The organism is Paenibacillus tundrae (genome assembly GCF_036884255.1).
GTDB lineage: Bacteria > Bacillota > Bacilli > Paenibacillales > Paenibacillaceae > Paenibacillus.
The window spans coordinates 3,166,660-3,189,728 of sequence record NZ_CP145605.1; the positions used below are offsets into that span (position 1 = coordinate 3,166,660).

The following is a 23,069-nucleotide window of genomic DNA, read 5'->3' on the forward strand; positions in this document are numbered from 1 at the left end:
AGCATGGCCATTATAATCAATATTGATGTCATGTTAGCGAAAAGGAAAATGAGCGTAACAGAACTTTCTGAGAAGGTTGAAATTACCTTGGCTAATATGTCTATCTTAAAAAATGGTAAGGCAAAGGCGATTCGATTATCTACTTTAGAAGCGATTTGTAAGGCGCTAGATTGTCAGCCGGGTGATATATTAGAATACCAAGCTGATGAAGACGAATGAGAGATGTATGCAAATGGAAAATAGTGCTTTAAGTATTTGGAGGATGATCCCTATAAAATTAGGAGTCATCCTCTTTTTTTAGTACGGAAAAGCGATATATCACCTGAACGAAGTGAAAATCAATTAGACGCGTATCGTTTTATCCTCTATAGTAGTAGATAGTAAAGGCAAGCATTAAGGAGTCCTTATATGAGCAAACGAGCCATTCCTTTGAATTCGTTGACTGAGGTCACGAACGGGGGACATATTATTTATTTTTTTGAGGATTTCAATTGTTATGTTGATAATGCCGTATCTTACATCATGACGGGGATCGATCAAGGTCATCATATATTACTTATTGAGCAAACTGCCACATACCATAAGATTCTGCAAAAGCTTAAAGGCAGCGTACCTCATGATCAGCTTCAATATCTTCATTATGCTAACAATATAGAGTACTATGGAGAACATGGTAATTTCGAATTCCAACACATTCTTGCCCATTTTGAAGATATCATGGGCGACATACAGGAGCAAAACAAGCCTATTCGGACGTGGGCAAATGTGATGACATGGGGAGATCATCCGGAAAAGCAGATTCTAGATAATTTAGTCACCTATGAACGGCAAACGACATGCGTTGTTCAAGACTATGGAATGTTATCGGTCTGTGCGTACAATACGGAAATGATCTCTTCTTCTGTACAGACTAAATTGATGAGAGAACATGAATACATGATGACGGATCTGGAGTTCGTGAAATCACCTCTGTATCATTACAAAGCTTCGGAAGACGTGATTTTTCCGTCGTTATCGGTACAAAGTCAGTTGTTATATGAACAAAAGCATCTGATGATCGAAAAAGAAGCCGTTGAAACGGCTAGTCAAGTTAAAAGTGATTTCATAACAACGATGAATCATGAGATTAGAACACCGATGAATGGATTGCTGGGCATCTCGGAATTGTTAGCAGCTACGGATCTGAATGCAGAACAGAGAGAGTATGTCACCACAATACAAAGCAGCAGAAAGTCTCTACTTCGTATCGTAAATGACATCTTGGATTTTAATAAATTGGAATCAAGCTATGATCAATTGTTGATTGAGCCTTTCAATCCTCGTGAATCCGTTAAAGAAACATTGGATATCCTTCATACCGCTATCTCGGATAAAAATCTTCAAGTGAATATTTCCATAGATACTCGTATTCCTCAGATTGTTGTTGGAGATGATGGTCGATTCAGACAGGTATTGCTGAATTTATTAGGAAATGCCGTGAAATTTACACCTGCAGGAAGCATTACGATTGATGTTGTGCTTCTAAATACCGATGATAGCAAGCTTAAAATGCAAGTTACCATTCAGGATACGGGGACTGGAATCCCCCAGGACAAGCGAAGCCAGCTGTTTCTGCCTTTTTCCCGAGTGGATAACAGTATTACCCGACGAACAGAAGGAACAGGTCTTGGGTTAGCGATCTGCAAACGGATCATCGAACTGATGAACGGAGAAATACGCCTCGAAGACGAGCAGAAGGACATCCCAGGTACCACAATCACGTTTACCGCGGAATTTAATGCATATCTGGAGGTTGATCTCTGAACTGGCACCACCATACTAGTTTAATAGAGGAAAGGCAGTCGTTCTTAAAGAACGAACTGCCTTTTTGTTTGGTGATGAGGCTTATTGCAACGCTAGTTAGAGTGTCGGTAAGATCAGCAAGTGTGATTTTCGGAATTATAGAAGAGTTGGCTGCATCTATTAAAATGGAATTCTGATATTAGATCAGACGGTAGCCAGGGGGCAAGTTGCCTGTACGTCTAATTTTGCGAATCTGAGCCAGTGTCAGTCGCTCATTGGATGCGATTAGAGATTCAACATCTCCTCTGCGCAGAAAGTCATCCAATTCCCGAATGCTGCGGTTGCCACGCAGTACAACGAAATTATCTCTGAAACTAGAACGATCAAACAAGACAAGAGTAGCGTTCGGATTGGTAGAGAAGAAGCGCAAACTTTCAATACCTGTCAGAACTGAATCAATATCTCTAATGCCAAGGTTGCCACGGTAGACTCTTCTCAATCCCCTGAAATTCTCTTCACTATACACGGTTAAGCGGGGATAGATGATCTGAGAGATTGAAGCATTTTTGTTAGTCATATTGAATACCTCCTTAACATAGTAGGCACGCATCCTGGATATAGGAGATGCCATGAAACATCCTATGTAAGAGAGATGACAAACGCGTGGACGAATCTAACCTGTCAAAAGCATAAAGATAGATAGAGTAATAAACTTAGAATAATATTTGTTAACAACATAAATATTATGTAAACTAACATTGATATTTTATTATATATTATAAAAAAATACTAGAGTTTGATATTATGTAAAAATGTAAAATAAGAGGGTGATATAGTTTTATTTTACATTCTTCCTGTTTCAATTATAATTCGATTGATAGGTTATTGACCGCATCTCATTGGAGTTCTCATTCCATTTCTCTATGATCTTACAGACAAACTAAGAATAACTTGCAGATATAAATAAGCTACTACAATCGCTTTAACATGATTGCAGCAGCTTATCTAGTAGTGAGTCAGTAACTTCAATAACCTTAATAACTTCAATTAAATTAACTCTAATCAGAGATCATGAAGGAAACAGCGGGTTACCTTCCATGCCAATCCAGAGATCGGATGCCTCAAGTTGTCCAGCAAGATGCAACAGCCAGTCTTCGCGGCCTTTGGTGGCCATTACCTGAACACCCATCGGTAAACCTTCAGATGTCATATGAACAGGCACGCTCATAGCAGGCTGACCCGTTAGATTTGCAAGCTGGGTATAAGGAGTGTACGTAAGACTTGGTTCGAACATTTCATAGATCAATTGCTGCTGCTCTAGCTTGTCCAGATCGCTTATTCGCATTAGATGCTGAATCTGCTCCGCATGAGGCGTGAGCTCTCCAATCTGAGGTGCTGGATAAGCATTAACTGGCGTAACATAGAAGTCATAACGGGTGAACAGGTTAGACATTTGTGCCGCCGCAACATCCCATTCCGCTAAACTATGCACAAACTCCGCTGCAGATACTTTTTTGCCCGCTTCAGCGAGAACCCATGACTCGATCTCCATATCGTCTGCCGTGAGCTCTCTACCCATAGCGTGCTCCATAGAAGCGATCATCGCAGCCATTTCACCGCTGTTCATCATATAATAGTTTTCCATCAACCGTACGCCATTAACTGGACTTAACTTCTCTTCAACCTCATGACCTTGCTCCTCCAACCAACGAACGACCTTATATACGGCTTGTATGGCTTCCTCACTTACAGAAGTCCCTACTGGAGAATCGGTAGTATAAGCAATTTTTAATTTGCGTTGATGAGGATAATTCAGATCTGCCAAGTAACTGCCAGGAAAGAGGGGAGCATGAAATGCAGCTTCTGGTTGAATAACTTGCAACGTATCTAGCAGCGCAGCGCTGTCCCGGACAGTTCGAGATAATGCAAAATCAATCGAAGCGCCTTGCCATTGACGACCAACACCTGGTCCTACTGGAGTACGTCCACGTGTTGGCTTCAGACCAAACAACCCGCTGAAGGAAGCAGGGATGCGGATAGAACCCCCTCCGTCACTGGCACCGGCTAGAGGTACAATTCCGGATGCTACTGCCGCAGCGGCGCCCCCGCTTGAACCTCCAGGAGAATGATTCGTATTCCATGGATTGCGTGTTGGGCCGTGTAAATGGGGCTCGGTAATATTTTTCAGCCCGAACTCTGGCGTGTTCGTATGTCCGATCATAATAAAACCAGCTTCACGTAATCGAGAGACAAAGTTAGAACTTCGTAACGCTCGATGATCTTGAAGAAGACGAGAGCCTGAAGTTAGGATCTGACCCTCTAGTGATTGAGAGATGTCCTTGAGTAGCAGGGGAACACCAGCAAAAGGTTGCACTCCTGGGCGAATCATGCTTGCTTCCTGACGAGCTTGTACTTCATATGTACGAATTACCGCATTAAGCTGTGGATTCACTTCCTCGAGTCTTGCATATGCTGCTTCGAGCAGTTCAATGGGAGATACTTCTCGGGAGCGTACAAGCTCTGCTAAACCAATAGCATCGTAAGATGTATATGAAAATGAAGACATTACGCATCATTCCTTTCTAAGATGGATATCAAGTGTTTCATATGTCATCGTACCATCGGATTGCTGAAAAAACAAAAGCACTGTTCATCCAGTGGGATATACAGTGCTATGTTCTTTATATAACGTTTGAGAAATTGATATATATGTTAGGGATGCATCCTGCGTAGATAATTATTCTGTACGAAGCTTAGGGGCAGCATCAGCAACACTTGCTGACCGCTCCTGCTGTCTGGAAATCGCAAAGAGTGCAATCCATATTAGGATAAAACCAAGGAGTTGTTCCCATGTAATCAACGTACGGAAAGCGATCCAGTTCACCAGAACACCCGCCATCGGGAAACTAAGTTCCGCTAGCGTAGCGACAGAGGCTTTTGTAGAGGATAAGCCTTTATAATATAACAGCAAGCTCAATAGTCCAGGCAATAAAGCTTGACCTAATACATTAAGCACGACGGCCGCTTGTTCACCTGTTCCGGAGGGGAATGTCCATGCTGCTCCTTCATGCCATGTCATCAAGAAGAGAAGCGGCAGAGCGACTACGAACCGGAGAGAAGTAACGGTCTCATATCTTGCTTGCCCTAACATTAATCGTCCCATCACCGTAGATCCGCCCCATAGAGCAGCGGCTCCCAAGGATAACAGGCTACCTGCATGAATCCAGGTGTTCCAGTTTCCGAGAGGAAGTGTGAATCCAAACGTGAGCAGATAGGTTCCTGCAAGTGCAATGAAGAAAAGTCCGCCGAAGCGACGTGGTAACGTTTCTTTCAAAAGCAGCTTCGCGAGTACAATGGCGAACAAGGGTTGCATTTTTTGCAACAAGAGAACGGTATTGGGATCGTTATTGGTTAGCGCCATAGTGAATAACACCGTTGCTAGTGCTGATCCGCCCCAGGAAATGAAGATTACAGCAACCCAGTGTCTAGCACGTAGATTTTTCAGGTCTGAACGGAATTTCCATAAGACAGGAATGGCGACTAGACTTACAATGATGTGCTCAATAAGTACAATTTGAGTTGAGGTCATCGTCTGAAGCAAAATAATACGGAACAACGGATCTACGCCCCATAACGCAGCGCCGATTACAACAAGCCAGAATCCAGTGTTACTTCGTTCTTTCCGATAGACCGTTGAGGCAGTTTGATTCTTTTCCATATTCAGGACTCCTTCGTCAGAACACGGAATCTTCAGTTGGCAAAATCGACAAAAGCCTCCGTTCTGGTGAATCACCAAATAAACGGGGGCTCATCCATGCATATGTCGTCAGGGAAGAGGACTTCCCGTAAAACGGCATGACATGTGTTGATCTTCTCTCATCCGGACTATACCGTCGGCCTTGGAGTCTCACCAAGTCAGTCGCTGATAGCTATATCAGTCAGCGAGTCGCGGGCTGGTTCCGAGGAACATCACCGCCGGTTGGGAATTGCACCCTACCCCGAAGATCCTATTCAATTGTTAGTGTGTTGAACAAGTTGTAACATCAATTATTTCATCTTAATCTTGTAAGCGCTAGCAGTTCAAGTGTTTTTTTCAGAAGACGATATTCCAGCTTCCTTGCTGTCTGCGAAGAAGAACAATCTGACCGGCATGATATGGATCATTTAATATTTGGATGTATAATTATGTTAATATTAGTAGAAGCGTCTGAAACATTCTAATTGTGGTGAAACAGTGTGGCATGACAATTGGCTTATGAACTAGATTGAACAAATTTAATTAGGACAGCGATCAATCAATGGGAGGTATACTTTTGCGAAAAGGTTTCATTATAACTGTTATATGTTTGCTTATGATATTGGGGTTTGGGGCTATGCAAGGTTTTCATATTGATGAAGCAAAAGCCATACCTCGTGATGCCGATATTTTGAAATCAGAGCATATCGATGGTTACGGCCAAGTGGTTTATTTTGAAGATAATCAAGATAGAACCTTCGGGATAGCATTATTAGAAGAAAGGTTTGGTTTCTTGCACCGTTATGGCGGAGGTTCGTGGGATTACTTCGATGAGCAAGATAAGCCATTTGAAACTACTGGTTATGGTAATCGTGACCATTTTGTCGTTGGTGTTAAAGCTGCCTCAGAATCCAATATCAAATATATAGCCATTGGCAATCACATGGAGAATCTTTTGCCTTCACAAACGTATGAGCTATCTCTTCAGGATGTGAAAGCTAGCCCAGATGTATACCATCTTAAAGAGATGTCGGATCTATACGCACTGTTTGTCTTGAATGAGTACACTGAAGATACATGGACAATACGGGCTTTCAATCAAGATGGGAAGCTAGTTGCAGACAAACTATTTGGAGCGGAAGAAAGATACCTCGATGAGGAGGTGACCAAGTGAAACGAGTTTTTGCAACTTTAATTGGGGTTGTTGTGATCGGAGTTACGTTATTTTTAGGAATGAAATTCATTGGTTCACCATTTCCTTCAGTTGTAGAACAATACGATGTAATTCCAGGGCAAGGTGAAGTGAATTATTATGAAGGTGAAGGCAAGAACCCAAAATTAAAAATATTCTGGTGGAAAGAATAGTCTAAGTTTACTCAATTCCATTAAACTATAATCAGAAGAATTCATAGATGAAATAAATATGTATTGAAGTATGTTGCGGTTATGGAAGTCATAATTATGGATTTTTTAAATGGATATGTAGGGCATCTGATGATATGTTTTCAGAACTAGACGGCATGCGAATAAATGAATTCATAAAACCTTGCATAGCTACCTGCTACTCAAGGTTTTTTTAATTCCAAAATTTGCAAATCTAGAGATGTAACTATATAATACATATATACTTTATAAAAATAAGTTGTGTAATAATGTCGTTCAGCACTGAATCATACCATCATGCAAGCCATATCCAAAACATTATGATTGGAGATGTGTCTAATGGGGAAAAGTTACTTGCTGAAAAATGGTTGTGTTGTTTCAATGGATGCCTCGGTTGGTCAGTACAAAAGAGCCGATGTCTTAATTGAGGGTTCTATCATTATAGCTATTAAGCCTGATCTGGAGTGTGCAGAAGCCGAGATTATCGATGCATCTGATATGATTGTACTCCCGGGACTTGTAGATACCCATCGTCATGTGTGGGAGTCGTTGGTTAAGACAACAGGCACGAACTGGTCACTGCCTGTGTATTTGCAGAATCTATATTATGGAGCCATGGGGAGCAAACTTCGTCCTCAAGACAGCTACATCGCTAATCTATTAGGAGCTTTGGAAGCGCTTAATGCAGGGGTGACGACTGTATTGGATTGGAGTATGCCGTATTCGCCAGAGCACACAGATGAATTGATTCATGGACTTCAGGATGCGGGAATCCGAGCGGTATTTGCTCAGGGTGTACCTGGTGAAACGAATTACTGGAATAGAGATAGTTTTCTTACATACTCCAACGATGTACGCAGAGTGAAGCAACAATATTTCTCATCAAGTGATCAATTGCTGACGTTTGGACTTGCTATTCGAGGGCCGGAGTTCAGTCATTGGGATACAACGGTCAAGGAGATTCGTCTTGCAGAGGAACTAGATGCCATTTGTTCCATGCATGTAGGATTCGGGACTTGGGGAAGTGTAGATCGGTCAGTGACAAAGCTGCATGAGGCAGGTCTACTGAGTCCGCGAATAAATGTGGTTCATGGCAATACGATGGGGATCGATGAGTACAAAATGCTTGCCGATCAAGGTGCATCGCTTTCGGTTACTCCAGAGGTAGAGATGATGATGGGGCATGGATACCCAGCGACCGGACATTTTCTGGAGAATGGAGGCACGCCAACACTCGGTGTGGATGTGGTGACATCCACGGGTGGTGATATGTTTTCTCAGATGAAGTTTGCCTTGCAGGCAGAGCGGTCGAGAGTGAATGAACAATTGTTGCAGCAGGGAGAAATGCCTGGAGAACTGAACCTGCAGTCGAGTCAGGTATTAAGATTCGCCACATCGGCTGGCGCACAAGCGTTGGGACTAGGGCATAAGATTGGCACACTGGCACCAGGGAAAGAGGCCGACCTGATTATGATTCGTACAACGGATCTGAATTTGTTCCCCGTTCATGATCCGATTGGAGCCATTGTACAATTCGCCAATCCATCAAACGTGGATACGGTATTTGTGGCAGGTCAACCGGTGAAGAGGGAAGGTAACTTGTTGCATGTGGATTTAGATGGGGTTCGTCGTCAGGCAATGGAGAGTACCAGCTACCTTCTAACGCAATATCAGATGTCTGATGCAGAACGGATCATATTTTCGTAACCTTGAGATATTAGAAAAGTAAAGTAAATCAAGAGCCGCATGGGATCATGCGGTCTTTTTTTGTCCCGTAACGAGCATTAATCAGACAGGATTCGTGAGAGAAGGACAGCGTAAATGAACGAAATAAGCTGTCATTCACGAGTCTTCATATAACAACGAATTGAAACAATTATATAGTTATAAATAGCGATATAAAAACTGCGCATAATATAAATTATACGCAGTTTTCGTTTAAAACGATTTTTATTATCTTTCACGGGCAAGATAACATGATAATTTTCGGTTAAAAAGCACAACATACGACATCTCTCTAAATAAAAATTTAATCAAGCAACGCGATAACGTGTAGAATTGACTAGTTTTTTATAGGTGGTCGATAAGATAGAACAAACCACTTTTTTATAGAACAGATGAACAGGTGATACTTTCACGACGAGAGGAAATTATGTATGAGCAAAAATGAGTCACAATCTTCATTGTTTCGCAAGAAACCCATTGCTGTAAGTGGGGAAGAACGTAGTGCGCTGAAAAGAGTGTTAGGGCCGCTGGATGTGATGACTCTTGGTGTAGGTGCAATTATCGGAACAGGTATATTTGTTCTTACAGGTGTGGCTGCTGCTAAATACGCAGGGCCTGGTCTAGTCCTTTCCTTTTTGCTGGCAGGGCTAATCTGTGCTTTTGCTGCACTATGTTATTCGGAATTTGCTTCAAGTGTACCCGCTTCGGGAAGTGCCTATACTTATAGCTATACTGCCTTTGGGGAAGTGATCGCTTGGATTCTTGGATGGGATCTGATCCTGGAGTATGGTTTTGCAAGTGCAGCAGTTGCTAGTGGATGGTCTGGTTATTTCCAAAGTCTATTATCTGGATTCGGATTGCACTTACCTCATGAGCTAACGAGTGCCTTTAGTCCAGAGAAGGGCACGTATTTTGATATCACAGCAGCGACCATTACGTTGATTATCACCTTCTTGTTAACCCGAGGAGTGAAAGAAGCGGCTCGTGCCAATGGAATTATGGTTGCGTTAAAAATAATCGTTGTGTTGATCTTTATCGGTGTTGGTGTGTTCTATGTTCAGCCTGATAATTGGCAGCCATTTCTGCCTTTTGGCATTTCGGGTGTTACCGCTGGAGCGGCGACGGTATTCTTTGCGTATATTGGATTTGATGCTGTATCTACCGCTGCGGAAGAAGTGAAGATGCCTCAGCGCAATTTGCCGATTGGCATTATCGGTTCACTCGCGATCTGTACCGTATTATATATTGTCGTTTCACTAATCCTTACGGGCATTGTGCCGTACCATATGCTGAATGTCAGCGATCCGGTAGCTTTTGCCTTTGAATTTGTTAACTTGCACGGCTTATCTTGGATCGTAGCACTTGGTGCCATTACGGGGATTACAACGGTATTATTGGTGATGATGTATGGTCAGACACGATTATTGTACTCCATGTCAAGGGATGGATTGTTATCTCCGGTATTCTCGAAAGTTAGTGGCAAAAGCCAGACTCCTGCCCTGGGTAGCTGGGTTGCGGGAATCGTTGTAGCGTTATTTTCTGGTTTCATCTCCCTCGGACATCTGGCAGAGTTGACCAACATCGGGACATTGTTTGCATTTGCAGTGGTCAGTCTGGGGATTATCGTGCTCCGTAAAAACAATCCTGATCTCAAACGTGGCTTCCGCGTCCCATTCGTCCCATGGATTCCAATTCTCAGCGCAATTGGCTGTGTGTATCTTATGACTCGACTTGCGATGCTCACTTGGATCACGTTCTTCATCTGGTTGCTGATTGGTCTGGTGATTTATTTCTTATACGGACGTCATCACAGTCATTTGAACTCAAAGTCATTCGAAGAGTAAAATCAATCTTTAGATCAAATGGCAACAAAATAGTTCATACCTCCTGAATTTTCGCTTGTGCGAAAAAAGTAAGGGGGTTTTTTATTTGTATTTTGGAGTTAGGAATTCTAAATGAATCATCTGCATTTATTTTTAATAATTCTAGTAAAATTAACGGTTCCTAAGACCCGTATAAAGGGTATGTATTTAGGTGCATGTAGACTCATATCGTTGAACCGGGGTTGCGGGTTCATCCAATATGACATATATTTGGGGTTGTGACATGCCATCAGACAGAGGAGAGGGGATGTATCATGAATACATATTTACATACGAACCAGGATATGAATCCGAATTTCGGGTTTGCTTTAACAGATTCTGCTGTACTTGCAGAGGCGAAGTTGATCATCACACAGAAAACCGAAGTTGAGCATATAGAACTTGATATTGATCCACAACGTTGCTTGAAGGACGGACGCAAAGTCTCGGTTGTTGCTCAGCAGCTTGATGCTCCTATCGTAAGACAAGATGCTTCTATTATATATGGTCAAGAACTGAGCTTCGTACAATATACAGTAAACTTAAATCCCGACACGAAGCTTTCCATAGGTTCTATTGAAGGTATAGACTATAGTGTAGACTTCGGATGGTCAGATTTTGCTGAAGGAGAGTATGAGCTTCGTATATCGATTCATAGGAAAACGCCTCGCATTGCAGAAGTTCCATTGGAGCCAGAACAGATGGCTATGGTCAGATATGCTCAGGTGGTGACGGTCGTTATCGCACTATTCCCAGCGCAACCTACGCAAGAGCAACTTGCATCAGCACCAGTATGGACGAGAGACCATCATGTATTTGACTCCTATGGCAGTGCGGGCTTTATACTTGCAGATCTACCACGCATGGTTGCGCGTGTAGACGAGTTACTTGGAGCCGGGGATCACAATTTAGTTGAACGTTTTAACGAGGGTGATCTGTCTGCTCAGCTGTTAAATGAAGGCCTGATGGCCACTGCATGGGGAATTTCTCCATGGTGTTATTCCATCTATGCAGCTCCCGATGCGACTGCACAGGCTAAGTTGTCGGTGGACAAGCTGGGAGAAGAACCTGTATGCACGGGAATTTACCGTATTGCTGCTGAAACAACACAGTTAAGCATTATTCCTGCCAATGAGCTTACGAACTGGCCGGCTTGCACGAAGAAACAGTGGCCGCAAATTCAAGTTGCTGGTTCGGGAGAAACACTACGTATGGCATTGGTTGTGCAAAATTGTGAGTCTGTAAACGGGCTACACGAGAATCCACTACCGTCTTTTGTAATTACGCGTAGCGAGGGTCTCCCAGAGATCGTCGAACCGTTGATAAATATCGTTATTGTTGACTGACGAACATTACCAATAGAATTGTGGTGACAAACATAGATGATATCTGAAGAAATCAGGGAGCAATATGCAGAGGAGCTTGAGGCTTTTCATATATGGATGAAGGATGCCGGCTACACAGGTTATACCGTGAAATCCTATACTGGTGATGTGGCTGAATTTCTCGTTTCAATTAAAGGCAAACCGGTAGATCAGGTCAAAAAACTGCATGTGTTATCTTACTTGTCCCAAGCCCGAGAACGAGGAGTAAGTGATGCGACAAGAAATCGAAAACATGCTGCAATCCATTGCTTTTATAAATCACTAATTGAATTAGAGCTAGTAACAGCGAATCCTGCCTTCGGAATCAAGAAGTCCAAAACCGAGAAGAATCGTGCGCCCGTTTTCCTCGATGAGAGTGGGTTGGAACGTTTTCTGCAATCGGTTGAGGGGAAGTATCGAACACGGAATTTGGCTATTTTCCTGCTGATGGGGTATATGGGACTGCGGGTTGGAGAGGTCCACGCCCTTAACTGCAAGGATTATAATGCTGACAGGCGTACGTTGGATGTCTTCGGGAAAGGCCGGAAGTGGCGCACATTGCCTGTTCCTGAGATGGTTGCGGATCTATTGTCCCAAGCTTTAGAGAAACGTTTAGCTCCATGGCGTTCAAAGGAAGAAGCACTGTTTGTTTCGCAAAAGGGTAAACGACTGTCTATTCGCAGCATTCAGCTCATCTCCACCGAAACCTTTGAACGATTCCAAGAACAATCGCCGTCCACGCAGCGACAGAACTATTCTAGTCACAAGCTGCGGCACTCATTTGCTACGATGATGTTACGCCGAGGGGCGGATTTACGAACCGTTCAAGAGCTGCTTGGTCACTCATCTATCCAAACTACAACCGTCTACACGCATGTCACCAATCGGGAGAAAGAGGAAGCAATGGCGCTGCTAGATATAAAAATACCGACCTTTAACGCTCAATCGATTCATGAATAAGGAAGAAGCCGCAGATCGAAGGAGATGCGGTTTTTTTCTTGTTTAAGGGAGGGAGGTTAATGTGCATTTAAATGAAAATGAAAATTATAATGAGATCAGTTTTTTATAAAAAAGTTAGAATTAGTATAGTTAGATATATTAATATCATAAGGGGGAATATTTTATTTACGTAATTAATATTATGTAAACTAAAATGGGTAATTACTCAATATACCATAGATACATTAAAGTGTTAAATATTTAAATATTATTATTAGAAGATCTAATTTATACATTTCTATTTCTATCTCATTATAAAAAAGCAGTAAAAAACCATCCAGATCTCACTGAAAAGTAGATCCAGATGGTTGTATTAGATAATAATGATGATTTAACAGCTTAATTAAATAAGGGGATATGATGCCTTCAGGCTACTATTCCAAACCTGCAATTTGTTCTTTTAATTTGTTTGCGGAAGCCTGGAAGGCGATTTTTTCTTTTTCGTTCAATGGCAGTGGTAGGATCTCGCGTACACCGTGACGATCTACGACACACGGAACACCAAGATAGACATCAGATACGCCATTGTAATCTTCAAGCAACGTAGATACATTCAGGACAGAGCCTTCATTTCCGAGGATTGCTGCAACGATACGATCAAGTGCTAGCGCGATTGCATAAGAAGTGGCACCTTTGGCATTAATAATCTCATAGGCAGCATTCTTGGTGCGATCAAAGATATCCTCTTGTGTTTCTTCATCCAGCTCTAGATTTGTTCCTGCAACGTTGGCAAGACTCCAAACAGGTACTTCGGAATCCCCATGCTCCCCGATAATATGGGCGTGAATGCTGCGCGGATCAATGCCTTTATTCTTACCAATCAGGTAACGGAACCGTGCACTATCCAGCAATGTTCCTGATCCAATAACACGGGACGCAGGCCAGCCGCTTTGTTTCCATGACGTGTAGGAGAGGATATCTACAGGATTAGTAGCAATCAACAAAATACCATGAGAATTAACGGCTGTAATCTTCTCAATAATCTCTTTGAAAATGCTTGCATTTTTCTTCAGCAGATCGATGCGTGTCTCGCCAGGCTTCTGGGATGCGCCCGCTGTTATGATAATAATGTCAGCATCTTTGCAATCCGAATAATCGCCAGCCCATACTTTTACGCCCCCGGTAAAAGGAAGACCGTGGTTCATATCGAGCATCTCGCCTGTAGCTTTGTCATGATTCACATCCACAAATACCAACTCGGATGAGCGCTGTCTTAACATCAGCGTGTATCCCGTTGTTGTTCCTACCGCACCCATGCCTACAATAACGACACGACTCGGTTTAAGGTTCGTACTATTTGCCATGTTTATATCCTCTCCTTTTTGGGTGTACTTCCATCCATATTAAGGGATATCTTCCGGAAAAGCGAGGGATGTCTATAAACTTTTTCACACGAGATGTCTTTTTTAGAAATATTTCGTCGAAATAACTCGTGGTACGGAGCACATCAAAATCAGATAATGGATTTCATTCAGTTAACATAGGGTCTAACGTCATATAACACGTAGGAGCCTTTTCGACAAGATCTGTGGTAAAATGGGTAAAGTGGAATGGTGATGAATCGTAAAAAGACCCGAATAGATAGGCATGCACGCCTGCTTGTGGGATAAAGAGAGGTGAAACCACTTGCGTTTGCATTGGATTAGGATCGTGCAGACAGTATTGCTGACCATAGGCTTAGCAGCAATACTCGCAGCCTGCACTGATTCAGAAGTAGCACCGGTGGCACAGCCACCTCAGGAAACGGATGAGACGGGAAATACCGGACAAACCCTAACCGTTGTTCCCCCAGTTAACAGTACAGAAGCGGCTGAGATGGCCAAGTATCAAATTCAGACTCGCTTGACCGATTTTCAGCTCCTGAATTCGAATGGTGGTTTGGCATGGGGAGTAACAAGAAATGCACTACGATTGTATTATACGCAGGATGAAGGAGTCACCTGGACGAATATTTCTCCTTCAGAGAATGTGCAATTTCCAGCCAATCCACAGTACGGCCAAAGTATATATTTTGTAGACCGTACACACGGATGGATCGTTCGTGAAGGCATGGGTGGAACGGATACTATTGTGCTTCGTACCAACAACGGTGGGGCAAGCTGGAGCTTATCCTCGTTATCTAAGACGGATAAGGTAACGGCAATTTCTTTTGTTTCTCCGGAAAAAGGATGGATTCTCACTACGGTAGATACCTCAATTGGTAAACAGGACAAAAAGTTGTATGTTACCGAGGATGGCGGAACTACCTGGAGACCGATGTCTGAGAGTGATAATGACGAACAGACTGGATTAGGAGAGATTCCTACACGTGGATATACAACAGGATTAACGTTTTCGGATGCGAATCATGGATTCTTGACTGCCCTTGATTTTGGGACACCGAAGTTATACGTTACGACGAATGGTGGAGAAGATTGGAAGGTGGGTGCTTCGTTCTTCGATCGTGATAAATTCAGTGGATGTGGCAACTTTGGCATCAACTCGCCCCAATTTTTCGGACGAGAAGCCAAAGGAGCTTGGATGCCATTGTCCTGTTCGACGGGAGATCGTACCAAGTTCAATGGATTTTTCACAGACGACGGTGGAAAGAGCTGGAGCTTGTCTACGTTCTCTCTCAATAAGCAGACAGGTCTGAATCGTAACCTTGCACCTACGTTTCTTAACGCTAACGATGGATGGACGATACATGAAGGTATAACCTACCATACAGAAGATGGAGGGAAGACCTGGAGCGCACTTCCGAGAAGTAAAGTATTCGATCAGATTCAGGAAGACTATCCGGAGATCGTGAAGATGCAGATGGTATCAACGAAGTTGGGGTGGGTGCTGGTGGAGAATACGGATACCAAACGATCCTTATTGTTGCAAACAGAAGATGGTGGCGTTCGCTGGAAGGTACTATAATCACCAGGTATAACGCATATTGCAAGAAGGAAACCTATGGGTTTCTTTTCTTTTTAGATACTTTGTGAAATAAATCACAAAATAAATGTTCAAAGGATGGTATATTGAATTCAAGAAGAGATGGGAGTGATGAAGATGAGAACAAACGAACAAACTCAATTCACGCAGGCGGACGAATTAACCAGATACATGCTTCACTTATGCTACACTTGTGATGATGCCAATCGTTGCACAACCGAAGAAGCCGTGAAAGCTTGTATGGCAAATAACGCACAGACAGACCAGCCAGAACCCGCTGAGGGTGCAGACGTAACTCGTGGATTTATGGACATGATGTACGCCTAGGCAACAGTAAGCTTGGAATAACAATCAAACATTCAGTCTAGATCACAAATTTCAACCGGAACGCTCCTTATGAGGGCGTTTCTTTTTTTGGTGGGAAAGGTTATTTTATCCTTCTGTGTACTTCGCAAATAAAACGGTATGCGTTATCATGTAGATACTGAACGTTTAAATTGTCATAGAGAGAGTAATGGATTACAGGTAATTGCATTTGGGAGGGGAGGCTGAACTGCAATGGAGCTCATATTTATTCGTCATGGGCATGGGGAACATCTTAATGACTATCCTAATCAACTAAATAAGATCCATCCAGGACTTACGGAATTAGGTGAGATGCAGGTAAGTAAACTACGAAATGAATTAAGTTTTGATTCGGATGACGTAATCCTTGTAAGTCCGACCAAAAGGACGATTGAAACCGCTCTAATGTTAGCTGGTAATCACAATATCATTGTTACACCTCTAATTGGCCCGAGAATGTTTCCACAAAACTTAGAATTTCCATTTTTGAAGTGCGATTATATATATTCGAAGCAAGATATTCGTAGTCAATATAACAAATTAACCTTTCTCGATTTCGATTTAGACTGCTGGAATGAAGGGATTAATAGAATGGATGAAAATTTATTTGAACAGTTTGGGAAACAATTATTAAGCTGGATGGAAAAGAACGATAAAAGATATTACATCATATCTCATGATGGAACCATAATTAATTATCGAATACTTTTTGGAGAAGCCGGACTGACAAGATCAGATTTTCTGGGAGAAGCAGGAGTTTACAAGATGACCCTATAGTAAATTGGAGAACTAATTAAAGATTTAAGGAACGAATACTAAAAAGGCTTGTATAAATAACTCTGAAAGCTTAAACGATCATGGAGGGATTCAATCGTGGAACATGGGAGAATATTGGGGATCGCATACAATGTAGTACCTGTATCTAACCTGGAGAGATCAGCGGAATGGTTTGTTCGACATTTTGGATTCAACATTAGAAATCGGAGAGAAGGTTACTTAAGTTTGTTCAGAGATAATAGGCCAATTCTGGATCTCATACAGAGTGATAATGAAACAAGAGCTGTATTTGAAATAAATAACAAGAAGAGATGGGTCATCACCTTTTTTACCAATGATATAGCATCTTTACATAGATATTTGATCTCAGAAGGTGTGAATGTGGGAAGTATTAGTGATGAAGGTCAATATGGTAAATTCTTTGTTCTAGAAGATCTAGACGGTAATGTATTCGATGTCTGGGAGCACAATGACTGTGAACTGATTTATTGAGCGATTACATTTCCGGAATTAAGTTGTGCAGAAGTAGATAAGCAATCCGTTAAGACAAAGGAACTCTAGGATTGAAGAAGGGGAGCTGATGAAACCATGAGGTTCAGCTACAAGAATTTTTCCTGCGATGTAGAGATTTATCATAAAGGTGATGACTTTACTGTCAGATTCTACGACAAAAATAAAGAACAGGATGAGCATGACATGATGAATTTGGTCATTGTTGATCCTGGGTACGGCTTTCTTTGCTTGAAAAATAAAGGGGATTCAGCGTTGTTAAGCGGATTCCTAGATGAAGAAGTGTTCGTTTCGGAGGATTATGTAGATGCAGCACTTAGTATCATTGAGGATCTAAGTCCAACGTTCAAGGAGGTATGCACTCCGTATCATATTAGACTTTTCAAACAAACTAGCTTTGTTGAGTACAACGGGGAGTACTGAAATTAACATGTTGACTGAGCAAACCAGAGGAATTTTATCGAAAGGGTGGAAGGATGAATATTCAAGAGATTCCGATAGAGATCATTCAGCAGGTTGGTGAAATTAAGAACATTACCTTTCCTCATAAGCAAGGACATACTTCAATCGTAGTTATTTTGCATACCCCAGATAAGAAATACATCGTCAAAAAAACAGAGAGTCTCCTTTACAATGAGTGGTTGTCTGAAGAGTATGAAGCACTTCAACATCTCCGCCTGTTAGGGTTACCTATCCCGAAAGCGTATTCAATACATATGCAGAATCAAACGAAATGGCTACTAATGGATCACATAGAGGGGATAACGCTCAGAGAATATCTAGCTAAAGAACCTGATCCTAAAGATAAAGAAAGGGCGATAGGTAACTTTGCGCGTTGTCTCAAGCAGATTCATGAAAGCCCATGTCCTACGGTATATATGAAGAGGGATACGACTTGGTTAGATCGCATGTTATTAAAAGCTAATTATAATCTACAGAATTTTGTAGTTGACGGTACAGAAGCGCTTCTTCAACGGATTCAAGAAATAAGGCCAGCACCAATAACCAATACGTTAATTCATGGTGATTTTACGATAGACAATGTGTTAGTTCATGATGGTAGTATTGTCGGTGTAATTGACTGGTCAGGCGCTGCCTACGGCGATCCTAGATATGATGTTGCATTAGCGATTAGACCGAAACATAACGCTTTCGAAGATGAGAGAGATAAGGAAGTATTTTATCACGCATATGGCAAGCTGAGATTAACGGATGAAGAGTATGACTACTTTGAAGACGGTCTATATAACTTCTTCTAATATACTATTTACGGGAAGAATTCATGGTAGATAACTTAGGATAAGTGTCGTTTCGGAATTGCAAATAACCCCATTTTGCGCATAGGATGTCAATATAATTAAATAAGCAGGAATGGAAATGTAAGGAGTGTCTACATGCAATACATCGTAAGGAATGCTAATGTGAACGATATGGATGGACTTTGCTCTATTCGGAACAATAAAGGGCTTTTCACGAGATATTTTACACAGCAAGAGAAACAAGAGGCAATACTAGTCGTTGCTGCAACAGATCATATCATATTAGGATTCGGTGTTCTAAAATTAAGAGGCGAATCGGCTCCGAAATTAAGTGATCTATATGTTAAAGAGACGTATCGCGGGAACGGCATAGGATCAGCGTTGATAACGTATAGAGAATGTCTTGCGAAGCAGCGAGGTTGTACAGAAATGTACGTGAGTGTTGATCCTATTGAAAATCCCAAAATGATTAAACTTATTACTCATCACGGATATCATGCTATTTCAGCACCGTACTCCAAAGACGCTATTTATTTCAACGAAGATGGTACTAGCTACGACAAGACGTACAGCAGGATAGATATGAAAAAATTACTGAGCTAATGTGGCTTGGTCGAGATTGGAAGATCAACAGATCCCCGAAAAGGATCAAGGTAATAAAGAACAGATTACAGCTAATTTCAGAAATATCGAACAAGGTGAATTTTACGAGCAAGGTGAACACGAAGGGTATATAGAATATGAGAAAGAGGCAGGAGCAAAATCATTTTTTCAAATGATTAAAGATGAGAACAACATATGGAAAGTAGCATTTATGCCGTTACAGTAGAGTAAATAGGATGGGATGATTTATGGAGATCGTAACATCACGGATGGATCACATCCGTACACTTGTGAATGAAATGATATTTAATATGGATAGTCCTGTTCAACGACATCAAGCTTCGGTACACCTTTATGGGGTGTCGTCATATGCGTCGATTCTTGCACTAAAGAGAGGACTAGAGCCTGAGATTAGTGCAATCGTAGGCTTGCTCCACCAATTTTATTATTACAAAACGAGAATTGCTCATTACCCTGGCGTGAATAGTGCTGAGACTGTAAGACCTATATTAAGAGACTTGCAGATCTTCTCTAAGGAAGAGCAGCGCCGCATTCTACGAGCGATATTCTACCAAGATCACCTCATGCAGGTTCATGACCCTTATGATGAAATCATCAAAGATGCTGTTATCGTTCATCAGTATGTCCAACATATTGACCAACCTGTATCGCCGTCCTCTGCACCAAGGCTTGTAAATACGCTTAATGAACTATCCATTTCAATCAATCATATAGATGTAGATGAGATGACTACTACGGATAGCTGTATTCACTGCAATATCATTGATAAACGTCAAGAGTTAGCCAATATAGCGGAAGAGTTAGCAGGACAAGTTATTGTTGGCATCTCGGGGGATCAACGCTATCACGAAATTTGTCAGTATTGGCCCGATCAAGATATACATAAAGTTTTACAAGGCAATTGGTGTGCGGCGTTTGTATATCATTGCTGTATGTTAGCTGGGATTGTTCTACCTATCCGTTACCCCAGTGGAAAATACCGTTTAGCTGGAGTTGGTGCAATGTTGGAATGGTCACAACTACCAGAAACAGGTTTTTTTCACCGTGATCAAGATCATAACTTCAAACCTAAACGTGGGGATATCGTTATATATGAGAAACTGTTATCTGACGACTCGCATGATCATGTAGGGATTGTGCTTGAACTTGACGATGACACTATACTAGTCGCCGAGGGGAACAAGGATAACGAGAACTGCTCTGACATAGTGAGGAGGAGCAGAAGTCATTGTATTCTAGGTTATATTCGAATCGACAATGAATATCTTTACAGTTTTAATGGCATATACGATCCTATACTTTAATTAAAATTAACAGCAACAATTCAATCGAAGAGAGGAAGAGATGTATGGTAACGATCTATGATTGGTTTGGTTAGCGCCAATCCATAATGAACATGATCTTTGGACTGATAATTTGAATGGCGAAAGCGTTACCAATAGTTACTTACAGTGTATCGTGGACTGCAACGCGTATGAGATTCCAACAATGGTTGTACATCTTCCGAGTGAAGATCATCCGTACAATACATTGGGAGTAGAGAGAGTTAAGAGAATAACAGAACAAGCGGAGCAATTTAATGTAAATGTGGCGTTTGAGAATTTAAGAAACTTTACTAATTTGTCGCAGGTACTGGATCAAGTGGATTCCAAGCGGATCGGCTTCTGTTATGACTGTGGACACCACTATCGCTATTATCCTAGCAAAGATTTGTTATCTATGTATGGTTCTAGACTAATGGCAGTACATTTACATGATGACAATGGAAGTTGGGAGCAACATGGGCTGCCTTTCGATGGATCCATTGATTGGTCTACAACCATGAATCAAATTGCAGATACAGGTTATACAGGTGCAACTGCATTAGAGCCTATGAACTGGGACTATGAAGAGTTGTCCATTAGAGCATTTTTGGAGAAAGCCTTTGTGAAAGCGAAACAGCTTGAAGAATTGCGATTATCTAATTCGTAAAAATAAAGAAATGAAGCAAATCTTAAAGCGTCATATGTATGAAAAAGTACGGTCAGATGAGCATTCTTTTCAAGAAAAACGGGGGGACAATAGGTTGAATAAGCAGAGTGTACACCAAACGAACACTTTATATTGGGATACCCAAGCAAATGACTTTTTAAAAGCAATCGTACTTCCGCTATATGGAGCATTTGTATCGGAAGAAAAACATCAGCTATTCGGAGATGTCTCTGGCAAAAAGCTGTTAGAAATAGGCTGTGGCAATGGCCAATCGTTGCAGTATCACGGAGAGCGCCAAGCGGCTGAGCTATGGGGAATGGATATTTCTAAGAATCAAATTGAAAAGGCGGAGCAGCATCTAACAGCATGTGGTCTTTCAGCAACATTAATCTGTTCTCCGATGGAAGAAGAATGTGGCGTACCTATCGACTATTTCGACATCGTTTATTCGATCTATGCAATAGGCTGGACAACCGACCTTGAAGGTACCTTCAAGAGAATTGCTTCGTATTTAAGAAAAGACGGAGTATTCATTTTTAGTTGGTCTCACCCTTTACATAGATGTATAGTTCATGAAAATGATAGATTCGTATTGAACAAGCCCTATCATGATGAATCCTGGTATTTGGTCAATCCCGATGATGTTCAAGGCGAATTAACCTTATCTGATCGCACGCTTTCCACTTACATCAATGCGCTCGCTACAGCAGGGTTTGTCATTGAGCAAATGATCGAAGAAACGGATCAAGAAATCCTTCAACAGCACGCTGAAGACAATAATCTCGCAAAAAGAGCAACGATGATTCCAGTCACCTTTGTAATCAAGGCCAGAAAACTATGAAAGATAGGTATGTTAGATGTATACCTTATGCAAAGGAGCAAGTTAGAAAATGAGTTATTACGGAGAACTGTGCACTAGAATGTATGAAGTGGATAAATCGATTGCAGAAGGCAAAGAGCTTGATTTCTACCTTTCTTTTGCTGATCGAGAAGATATTCGTGTACTTGAACCCATGTGTGGAAATGGGAGAATGCTGATTCCTTTTATGCAACGTGGTATTAACATTGAGGGATTTGATATTTCAGAGGATATGCTTAAGGTGTGTAGGGAAAAAGGCAATGCATTAAACTTAATACCTCAGGTCTTTTTTCATAAGATCGAAGAGTTTGAGCAACTCCTCAAATCCAACGGTTTTCAACATATTCAACTTCATGAAGTGAAGGATGGCTATGGGGAAGGCACTTCTTTTCATGTGTTTGAGTGTTCCTGAAATTCATAGTTTGGGGAGAGGGGTAGCAGCATGGTTAAAATCAGGTTTGCTGCAAATGAGGATATCCCTTACATTCAATCCATAGCGCACGAGACATGGACGTATACTTATGGTGAGATCTACACTGAGGAGTACATTCGTGATTTTGTCAGTAGAGCGTATTCTAGTGAAAATTTACGTTTATCTATTGAGAGAGATCTTCAGAGTGCGAAGCGAAGTTTCTTAATTGCAGAATGTAATGAGAAACCTGTTGGTTACGCTCAAACCAGACAAGTGTCTGAAGCGGAGTTTGAATTGTTACGAATTTATGTAAAATCTGAGTTTCACAAAATGGGCATTGGTAATGGTTTTATTCAAGAGTACATTCAAATTTTACAACCTATTCATCAATTATTTGCATGGGTAGGCAAAGACAATCAGGTAGGCAGATCCTTCTATGAGAAGAGAGGCTTTGTAGTAGTTGCAGAAAAGACTGAAATGATCCAAGGACAAAATAAAACGCAAGTGAAGTACGTATTGCACATATCCTAACCATGAAT

The 23,069-nt window shown here is 41.6% G+C and carries 25 protein-coding genes and 1 riboswitch; of the genes, 21 read left to right on the forward strand and 4 right to left on the reverse strand.

Going from position 1 to position 23,069, the window contains the following annotated elements:
- Positions 1-3 precede the first annotated feature (3 nt).
- Together V6W81_RS14195 and V6W81_RS14200 are read left to right on the forward strand one after the other, a co-directional pair.
- Positions 4-219 carry a helix-turn-helix domain-containing protein gene (locus V6W81_RS14195; RefSeq protein ID WP_239288715.1) on the forward strand — a complete coding sequence of 72 codons (216 nt, stop codon included), beginning with the start codon at positions 4-6 and terminating at the stop codon, positions 217-219.
- Between the two features lie 189 nt (positions 220-408).
- Positions 409-1,803, forward strand: coding sequence for an ATP-binding protein (locus tag V6W81_RS14200; RefSeq protein ID WP_338543845.1), 1,395 nt, complete (start codon positions 409-411; stop codon positions 1,801-1,803).
- Positions 1,804-1,981: 178 nt separating this feature from the next.
- On the opposite strand, the gene V6W81_RS14205 is transcribed toward V6W81_RS14200, so the two are convergent.
- From V6W81_RS14205 to V6W81_RS14215, 3 genes are all read right to left on the reverse strand, one after another.
- Positions 1,982-2,359, reverse strand: coding sequence for a hypothetical protein (locus V6W81_RS14205; protein ID WP_239288711.1), 378 nt, complete (start codon positions 2,357-2,359; stop codon positions 1,982-1,984).
- Between the two features lie 492 nt (positions 2,360-2,851).
- Positions 2,852-4,348 carry an amidase gene (locus V6W81_RS14210; protein WP_338543846.1) on the reverse strand — a complete coding sequence of 499 codons (1,497 nt, stop codon included), beginning with the start codon at positions 4,346-4,348 and terminating at the stop codon, positions 2,852-2,854.
- A 171-nt stretch (positions 4,349-4,519) separates the two neighbouring features.
- A complete protein-coding gene (locus V6W81_RS14215) occupies positions 4,520-5,500 on the reverse strand; it encodes a DMT family transporter (RefSeq protein ID WP_338543847.1) in 981 nt (326 codons plus the stop codon).
- Positions 5,501-5,646: 146 nt separating this feature from the next.
- Positions 5,647-5,792, reverse strand: a riboswitch (FMN riboswitch).
- Between the two features lie 303 nt (positions 5,793-6,095).
- Here V6W81_RS14215 and V6W81_RS14220 point away from each other — a divergent pair.
- The 6 genes from V6W81_RS14220 (at position 6,096) to V6W81_RS14245 (ending at position 12,812) form a co-directional block, all read left to right on the forward strand.
- Positions 6,096-6,692 carry a hypothetical protein gene (locus V6W81_RS14220; RefSeq protein ID WP_338543848.1) on the forward strand — a complete coding sequence of 199 codons (597 nt, stop codon included), beginning with the start codon at positions 6,096-6,098 and terminating at the stop codon, positions 6,690-6,692.
- Positions 6,689-6,883, forward strand: coding sequence for a hypothetical protein (locus V6W81_RS14225; protein ID WP_338543849.1), 195 nt, complete (start codon positions 6,689-6,691; stop codon positions 6,881-6,883). The genes V6W81_RS14220 and V6W81_RS14225 overlap by 4 nt, the downstream gene beginning before the upstream one ends.
- Positions 6,884-7,240: 357 nt before the next feature.
- Positions 7,241-8,608, forward strand: a complete 1,368-nt coding sequence (locus V6W81_RS14230; protein WP_338543850.1) for an amidohydrolase family protein — start codon at positions 7,241-7,243, stop codon at positions 8,606-8,608.
- Between the two features lie 449 nt (positions 8,609-9,057).
- Positions 9,058-10,470: an amino acid permease gene (locus V6W81_RS14235; protein WP_338543851.1), complete on the forward strand. Its 1,413-nt coding sequence runs from the start codon at positions 9,058-9,060 to the stop codon at positions 10,468-10,470.
- Between the two features lie 293 nt (positions 10,471-10,763).
- Entirely contained in the window at positions 10,764-11,834 is a 1,071-nt protein-coding gene (locus V6W81_RS14240; protein WP_338543852.1) for a hypothetical protein, read from the forward strand.
- Between the two features lie 36 nt (positions 11,835-11,870).
- Entirely contained in the window at positions 11,871-12,812 is a 942-nt protein-coding gene (locus tag V6W81_RS14245; protein ID WP_338543853.1) for a tyrosine-type recombinase/integrase, read from the forward strand.
- 413 nt (positions 12,813-13,225) lie between these two features.
- Here the strand turns inward: V6W81_RS14245 and V6W81_RS14250 are convergent, their stop codons facing one another.
- Entirely contained in the window at positions 13,226-14,155 is a 930-nt protein-coding gene (locus tag V6W81_RS14250; protein ID WP_056691565.1) for an L-lactate dehydrogenase, read from the reverse strand.
- 322 nt (positions 14,156-14,477) lie between these two features.
- Between V6W81_RS14250 and V6W81_RS14255 the strand changes: the two genes are divergently transcribed.
- The 13 genes from V6W81_RS14255 to V6W81_RS14315 all read left to right on the forward strand — a co-directional run bounded on the left by V6W81_RS14255 (position 14,478) and on the right by V6W81_RS14315 (position 23,061).
- On the forward strand, positions 14,478-15,755 hold the full coding sequence (locus V6W81_RS14255) for a WD40/YVTN/BNR-like repeat-containing protein (protein WP_338543854.1): 1,278 nt from the start codon (positions 14,478-14,480) through the stop codon (positions 15,753-15,755).
- Between the two features lie 135 nt (positions 15,756-15,890).
- Complete coding sequence (locus V6W81_RS14260; RefSeq protein ID WP_338543855.1) at positions 15,891-16,100, forward strand: hypothetical protein; 210 nt, start codon at positions 15,891-15,893, stop codon at positions 16,098-16,100.
- A 231-nt stretch (positions 16,101-16,331) separates the two neighbouring features.
- Positions 16,332-16,895 carry a histidine phosphatase family protein gene (locus tag V6W81_RS14265; RefSeq protein ID WP_338543856.1) on the forward strand — a complete coding sequence of 188 codons (564 nt, stop codon included), beginning with the start codon at positions 16,332-16,334 and terminating at the stop codon, positions 16,893-16,895.
- Between the two features lie 96 nt (positions 16,896-16,991).
- Positions 16,992-17,387, forward strand: coding sequence for a VOC family protein (locus V6W81_RS14270; RefSeq protein WP_338543857.1), 396 nt, complete (start codon positions 16,992-16,994; stop codon positions 17,385-17,387).
- Positions 17,388-17,591: 204 nt separating this feature from the next.
- On the forward strand, positions 17,592-17,828 hold the full coding sequence (locus V6W81_RS14275) for a hypothetical protein (protein ID WP_145047663.1): 237 nt from the start codon (positions 17,592-17,594) through the stop codon (positions 17,826-17,828).
- Between the two features lie 53 nt (positions 17,829-17,881).
- Positions 17,882-18,664 carry a phosphotransferase family protein gene (locus tag V6W81_RS14280; RefSeq protein WP_338543858.1) on the forward strand — a complete coding sequence of 261 codons (783 nt, stop codon included), beginning with the start codon at positions 17,882-17,884 and terminating at the stop codon, positions 18,662-18,664.
- Between the two features lie 135 nt (positions 18,665-18,799).
- Entirely contained in the window at positions 18,800-19,267 is a 468-nt protein-coding gene (locus V6W81_RS14285) for a GNAT family N-acetyltransferase (protein WP_338543859.1), read from the forward strand.
- Positions 19,268-19,283: 16 nt separating this feature from the next.
- Positions 19,284-19,493, forward strand: coding sequence for a hypothetical protein (locus V6W81_RS14290; protein ID WP_056691553.1), 210 nt, complete (start codon positions 19,284-19,286; stop codon positions 19,491-19,493).
- A 22-nt stretch (positions 19,494-19,515) separates the two neighbouring features.
- Entirely contained in the window at positions 19,516-20,592 is a 1,077-nt protein-coding gene (locus tag V6W81_RS14295) for a CHAP domain-containing protein (RefSeq protein WP_338543860.1), read from the forward strand.
- 112 nt (positions 20,593-20,704) lie between these two features.
- Positions 20,705-21,259, forward strand: a complete 555-nt coding sequence (locus tag V6W81_RS14300) for a sugar phosphate isomerase/epimerase family protein (protein WP_338543861.1) — start codon at positions 20,705-20,707, stop codon at positions 21,257-21,259.
- Between the two features lie 34 nt (positions 21,260-21,293).
- Positions 21,294-22,100, forward strand: a complete 807-nt coding sequence (locus tag V6W81_RS14305; RefSeq protein ID WP_430701358.1) for a class I SAM-dependent methyltransferase — start codon at positions 21,294-21,296, stop codon at positions 22,098-22,100.
- Positions 22,101-22,179: 79 nt separating this feature from the next.
- Positions 22,180-22,530 (forward strand): class I SAM-dependent methyltransferase, encoded by a 351-nt coding sequence (locus V6W81_RS14310; protein ID WP_430701312.1) that lies wholly within the window; start codon positions 22,180-22,182, stop codon positions 22,528-22,530.
- Between the two features lie 30 nt (positions 22,531-22,560).
- On the forward strand, positions 22,561-23,061 hold the full coding sequence (locus tag V6W81_RS14315; RefSeq protein WP_338543864.1) for a GNAT family N-acetyltransferase: 501 nt from the start codon (positions 22,561-22,563) through the stop codon (positions 23,059-23,061).
- Positions 23,062-23,069: the final 8 nt, after the last annotated feature.

Excerpts from the sequence above, each read along its gene's own strand:
- V6W81_RS14215 (WP_338543847.1), bottom strand. The coding sequence starts at position 5,500 with ATGGAAAAGAATCAAACTGCCTCAACGGTCTATCGGAAAGAACGAAGT.
- V6W81_RS14295 (WP_338543860.1), top strand. The coding sequence starts at position 19,516 with ATGGAGATCGTAACATCACGGATGGATCACATCCGTACACTTGTGAAT.
- V6W81_RS14260 (WP_338543855.1), top strand. The coding sequence starts at position 15,891 with ATGAGAACAAACGAACAAACTCAATTCACGCAGGCGGACGAATTAACC.
- V6W81_RS14205 (WP_239288711.1), bottom strand. The coding sequence starts at position 2,359 with ATGACTAACAAAAATGCTTCAATCTCTCAGATCATCTATCCCCGCTTA.
- V6W81_RS14310 (WP_430701312.1), top strand. The coding sequence starts at position 22,180 with ATGTATGAAGTGGATAAATCGATTGCAGAAGGCAAAGAGCTTGATTTC.
- V6W81_RS14275 (WP_145047663.1), top strand. The coding sequence starts at position 17,592 with ATGATGAATTTGGTCATTGTTGATCCTGGGTACGGCTTTCTTTGCTTG.
- V6W81_RS14315 (WP_338543864.1), top strand. The coding sequence starts at position 22,561 with ATGGTTAAAATCAGGTTTGCTGCAAATGAGGATATCCCTTACATTCAA.
- V6W81_RS14195 (WP_239288715.1), top strand. The coding sequence starts at position 4 with ATGGCCATTATAATCAATATTGATGTCATGTTAGCGAAAAGGAAAATG.
- V6W81_RS14285 (WP_338543859.1), top strand. The coding sequence starts at position 18,800 with ATGCAATACATCGTAAGGAATGCTAATGTGAACGATATGGATGGACTT.
- V6W81_RS14240 (WP_338543852.1), top strand. The coding sequence starts at position 10,764 with ATGAATACATATTTACATACGAACCAGGATATGAATCCGAATTTCGGG.
- V6W81_RS14245 (WP_338543853.1), top strand. The coding sequence starts at position 11,871 with ATGATATCTGAAGAAATCAGGGAGCAATATGCAGAGGAGCTTGAGGCT.
- V6W81_RS14280 (WP_338543858.1), top strand. The coding sequence starts at position 17,882 with ATGAATATTCAAGAGATTCCGATAGAGATCATTCAGCAGGTTGGTGAA.
- V6W81_RS14250 (WP_056691565.1), bottom strand. The coding sequence starts at position 14,155 with ATGGCAAATAGTACGAACCTTAAACCGAGTCGTGTCGTTATTGTAGGC.
- V6W81_RS14235 (WP_338543851.1), top strand. The coding sequence starts at position 9,058 with ATGAGCAAAAATGAGTCACAATCTTCATTGTTTCGCAAGAAACCCATT.
- V6W81_RS14210 (WP_338543846.1), bottom strand. The coding sequence starts at position 4,348 with ATGTCTTCATTTTCATATACATCTTACGATGCTATTGGTTTAGCAGAG.
- V6W81_RS14200 (WP_338543845.1), top strand. The coding sequence starts at position 409 with ATGAGCAAACGAGCCATTCCTTTGAATTCGTTGACTGAGGTCACGAAC.
- V6W81_RS14265 (WP_338543856.1), top strand. The coding sequence starts at position 16,332 with ATGGAGCTCATATTTATTCGTCATGGGCATGGGGAACATCTTAATGAC.
- V6W81_RS14305 (WP_430701358.1), top strand. The coding sequence starts at position 21,294 with ATGTATGAAAAAGTACGGTCAGATGAGCATTCTTTTCAAGAAAAACGG.
- V6W81_RS14230 (WP_338543850.1), top strand. The coding sequence starts at position 7,241 with ATGGGGAAAAGTTACTTGCTGAAAAATGGTTGTGTTGTTTCAATGGAT.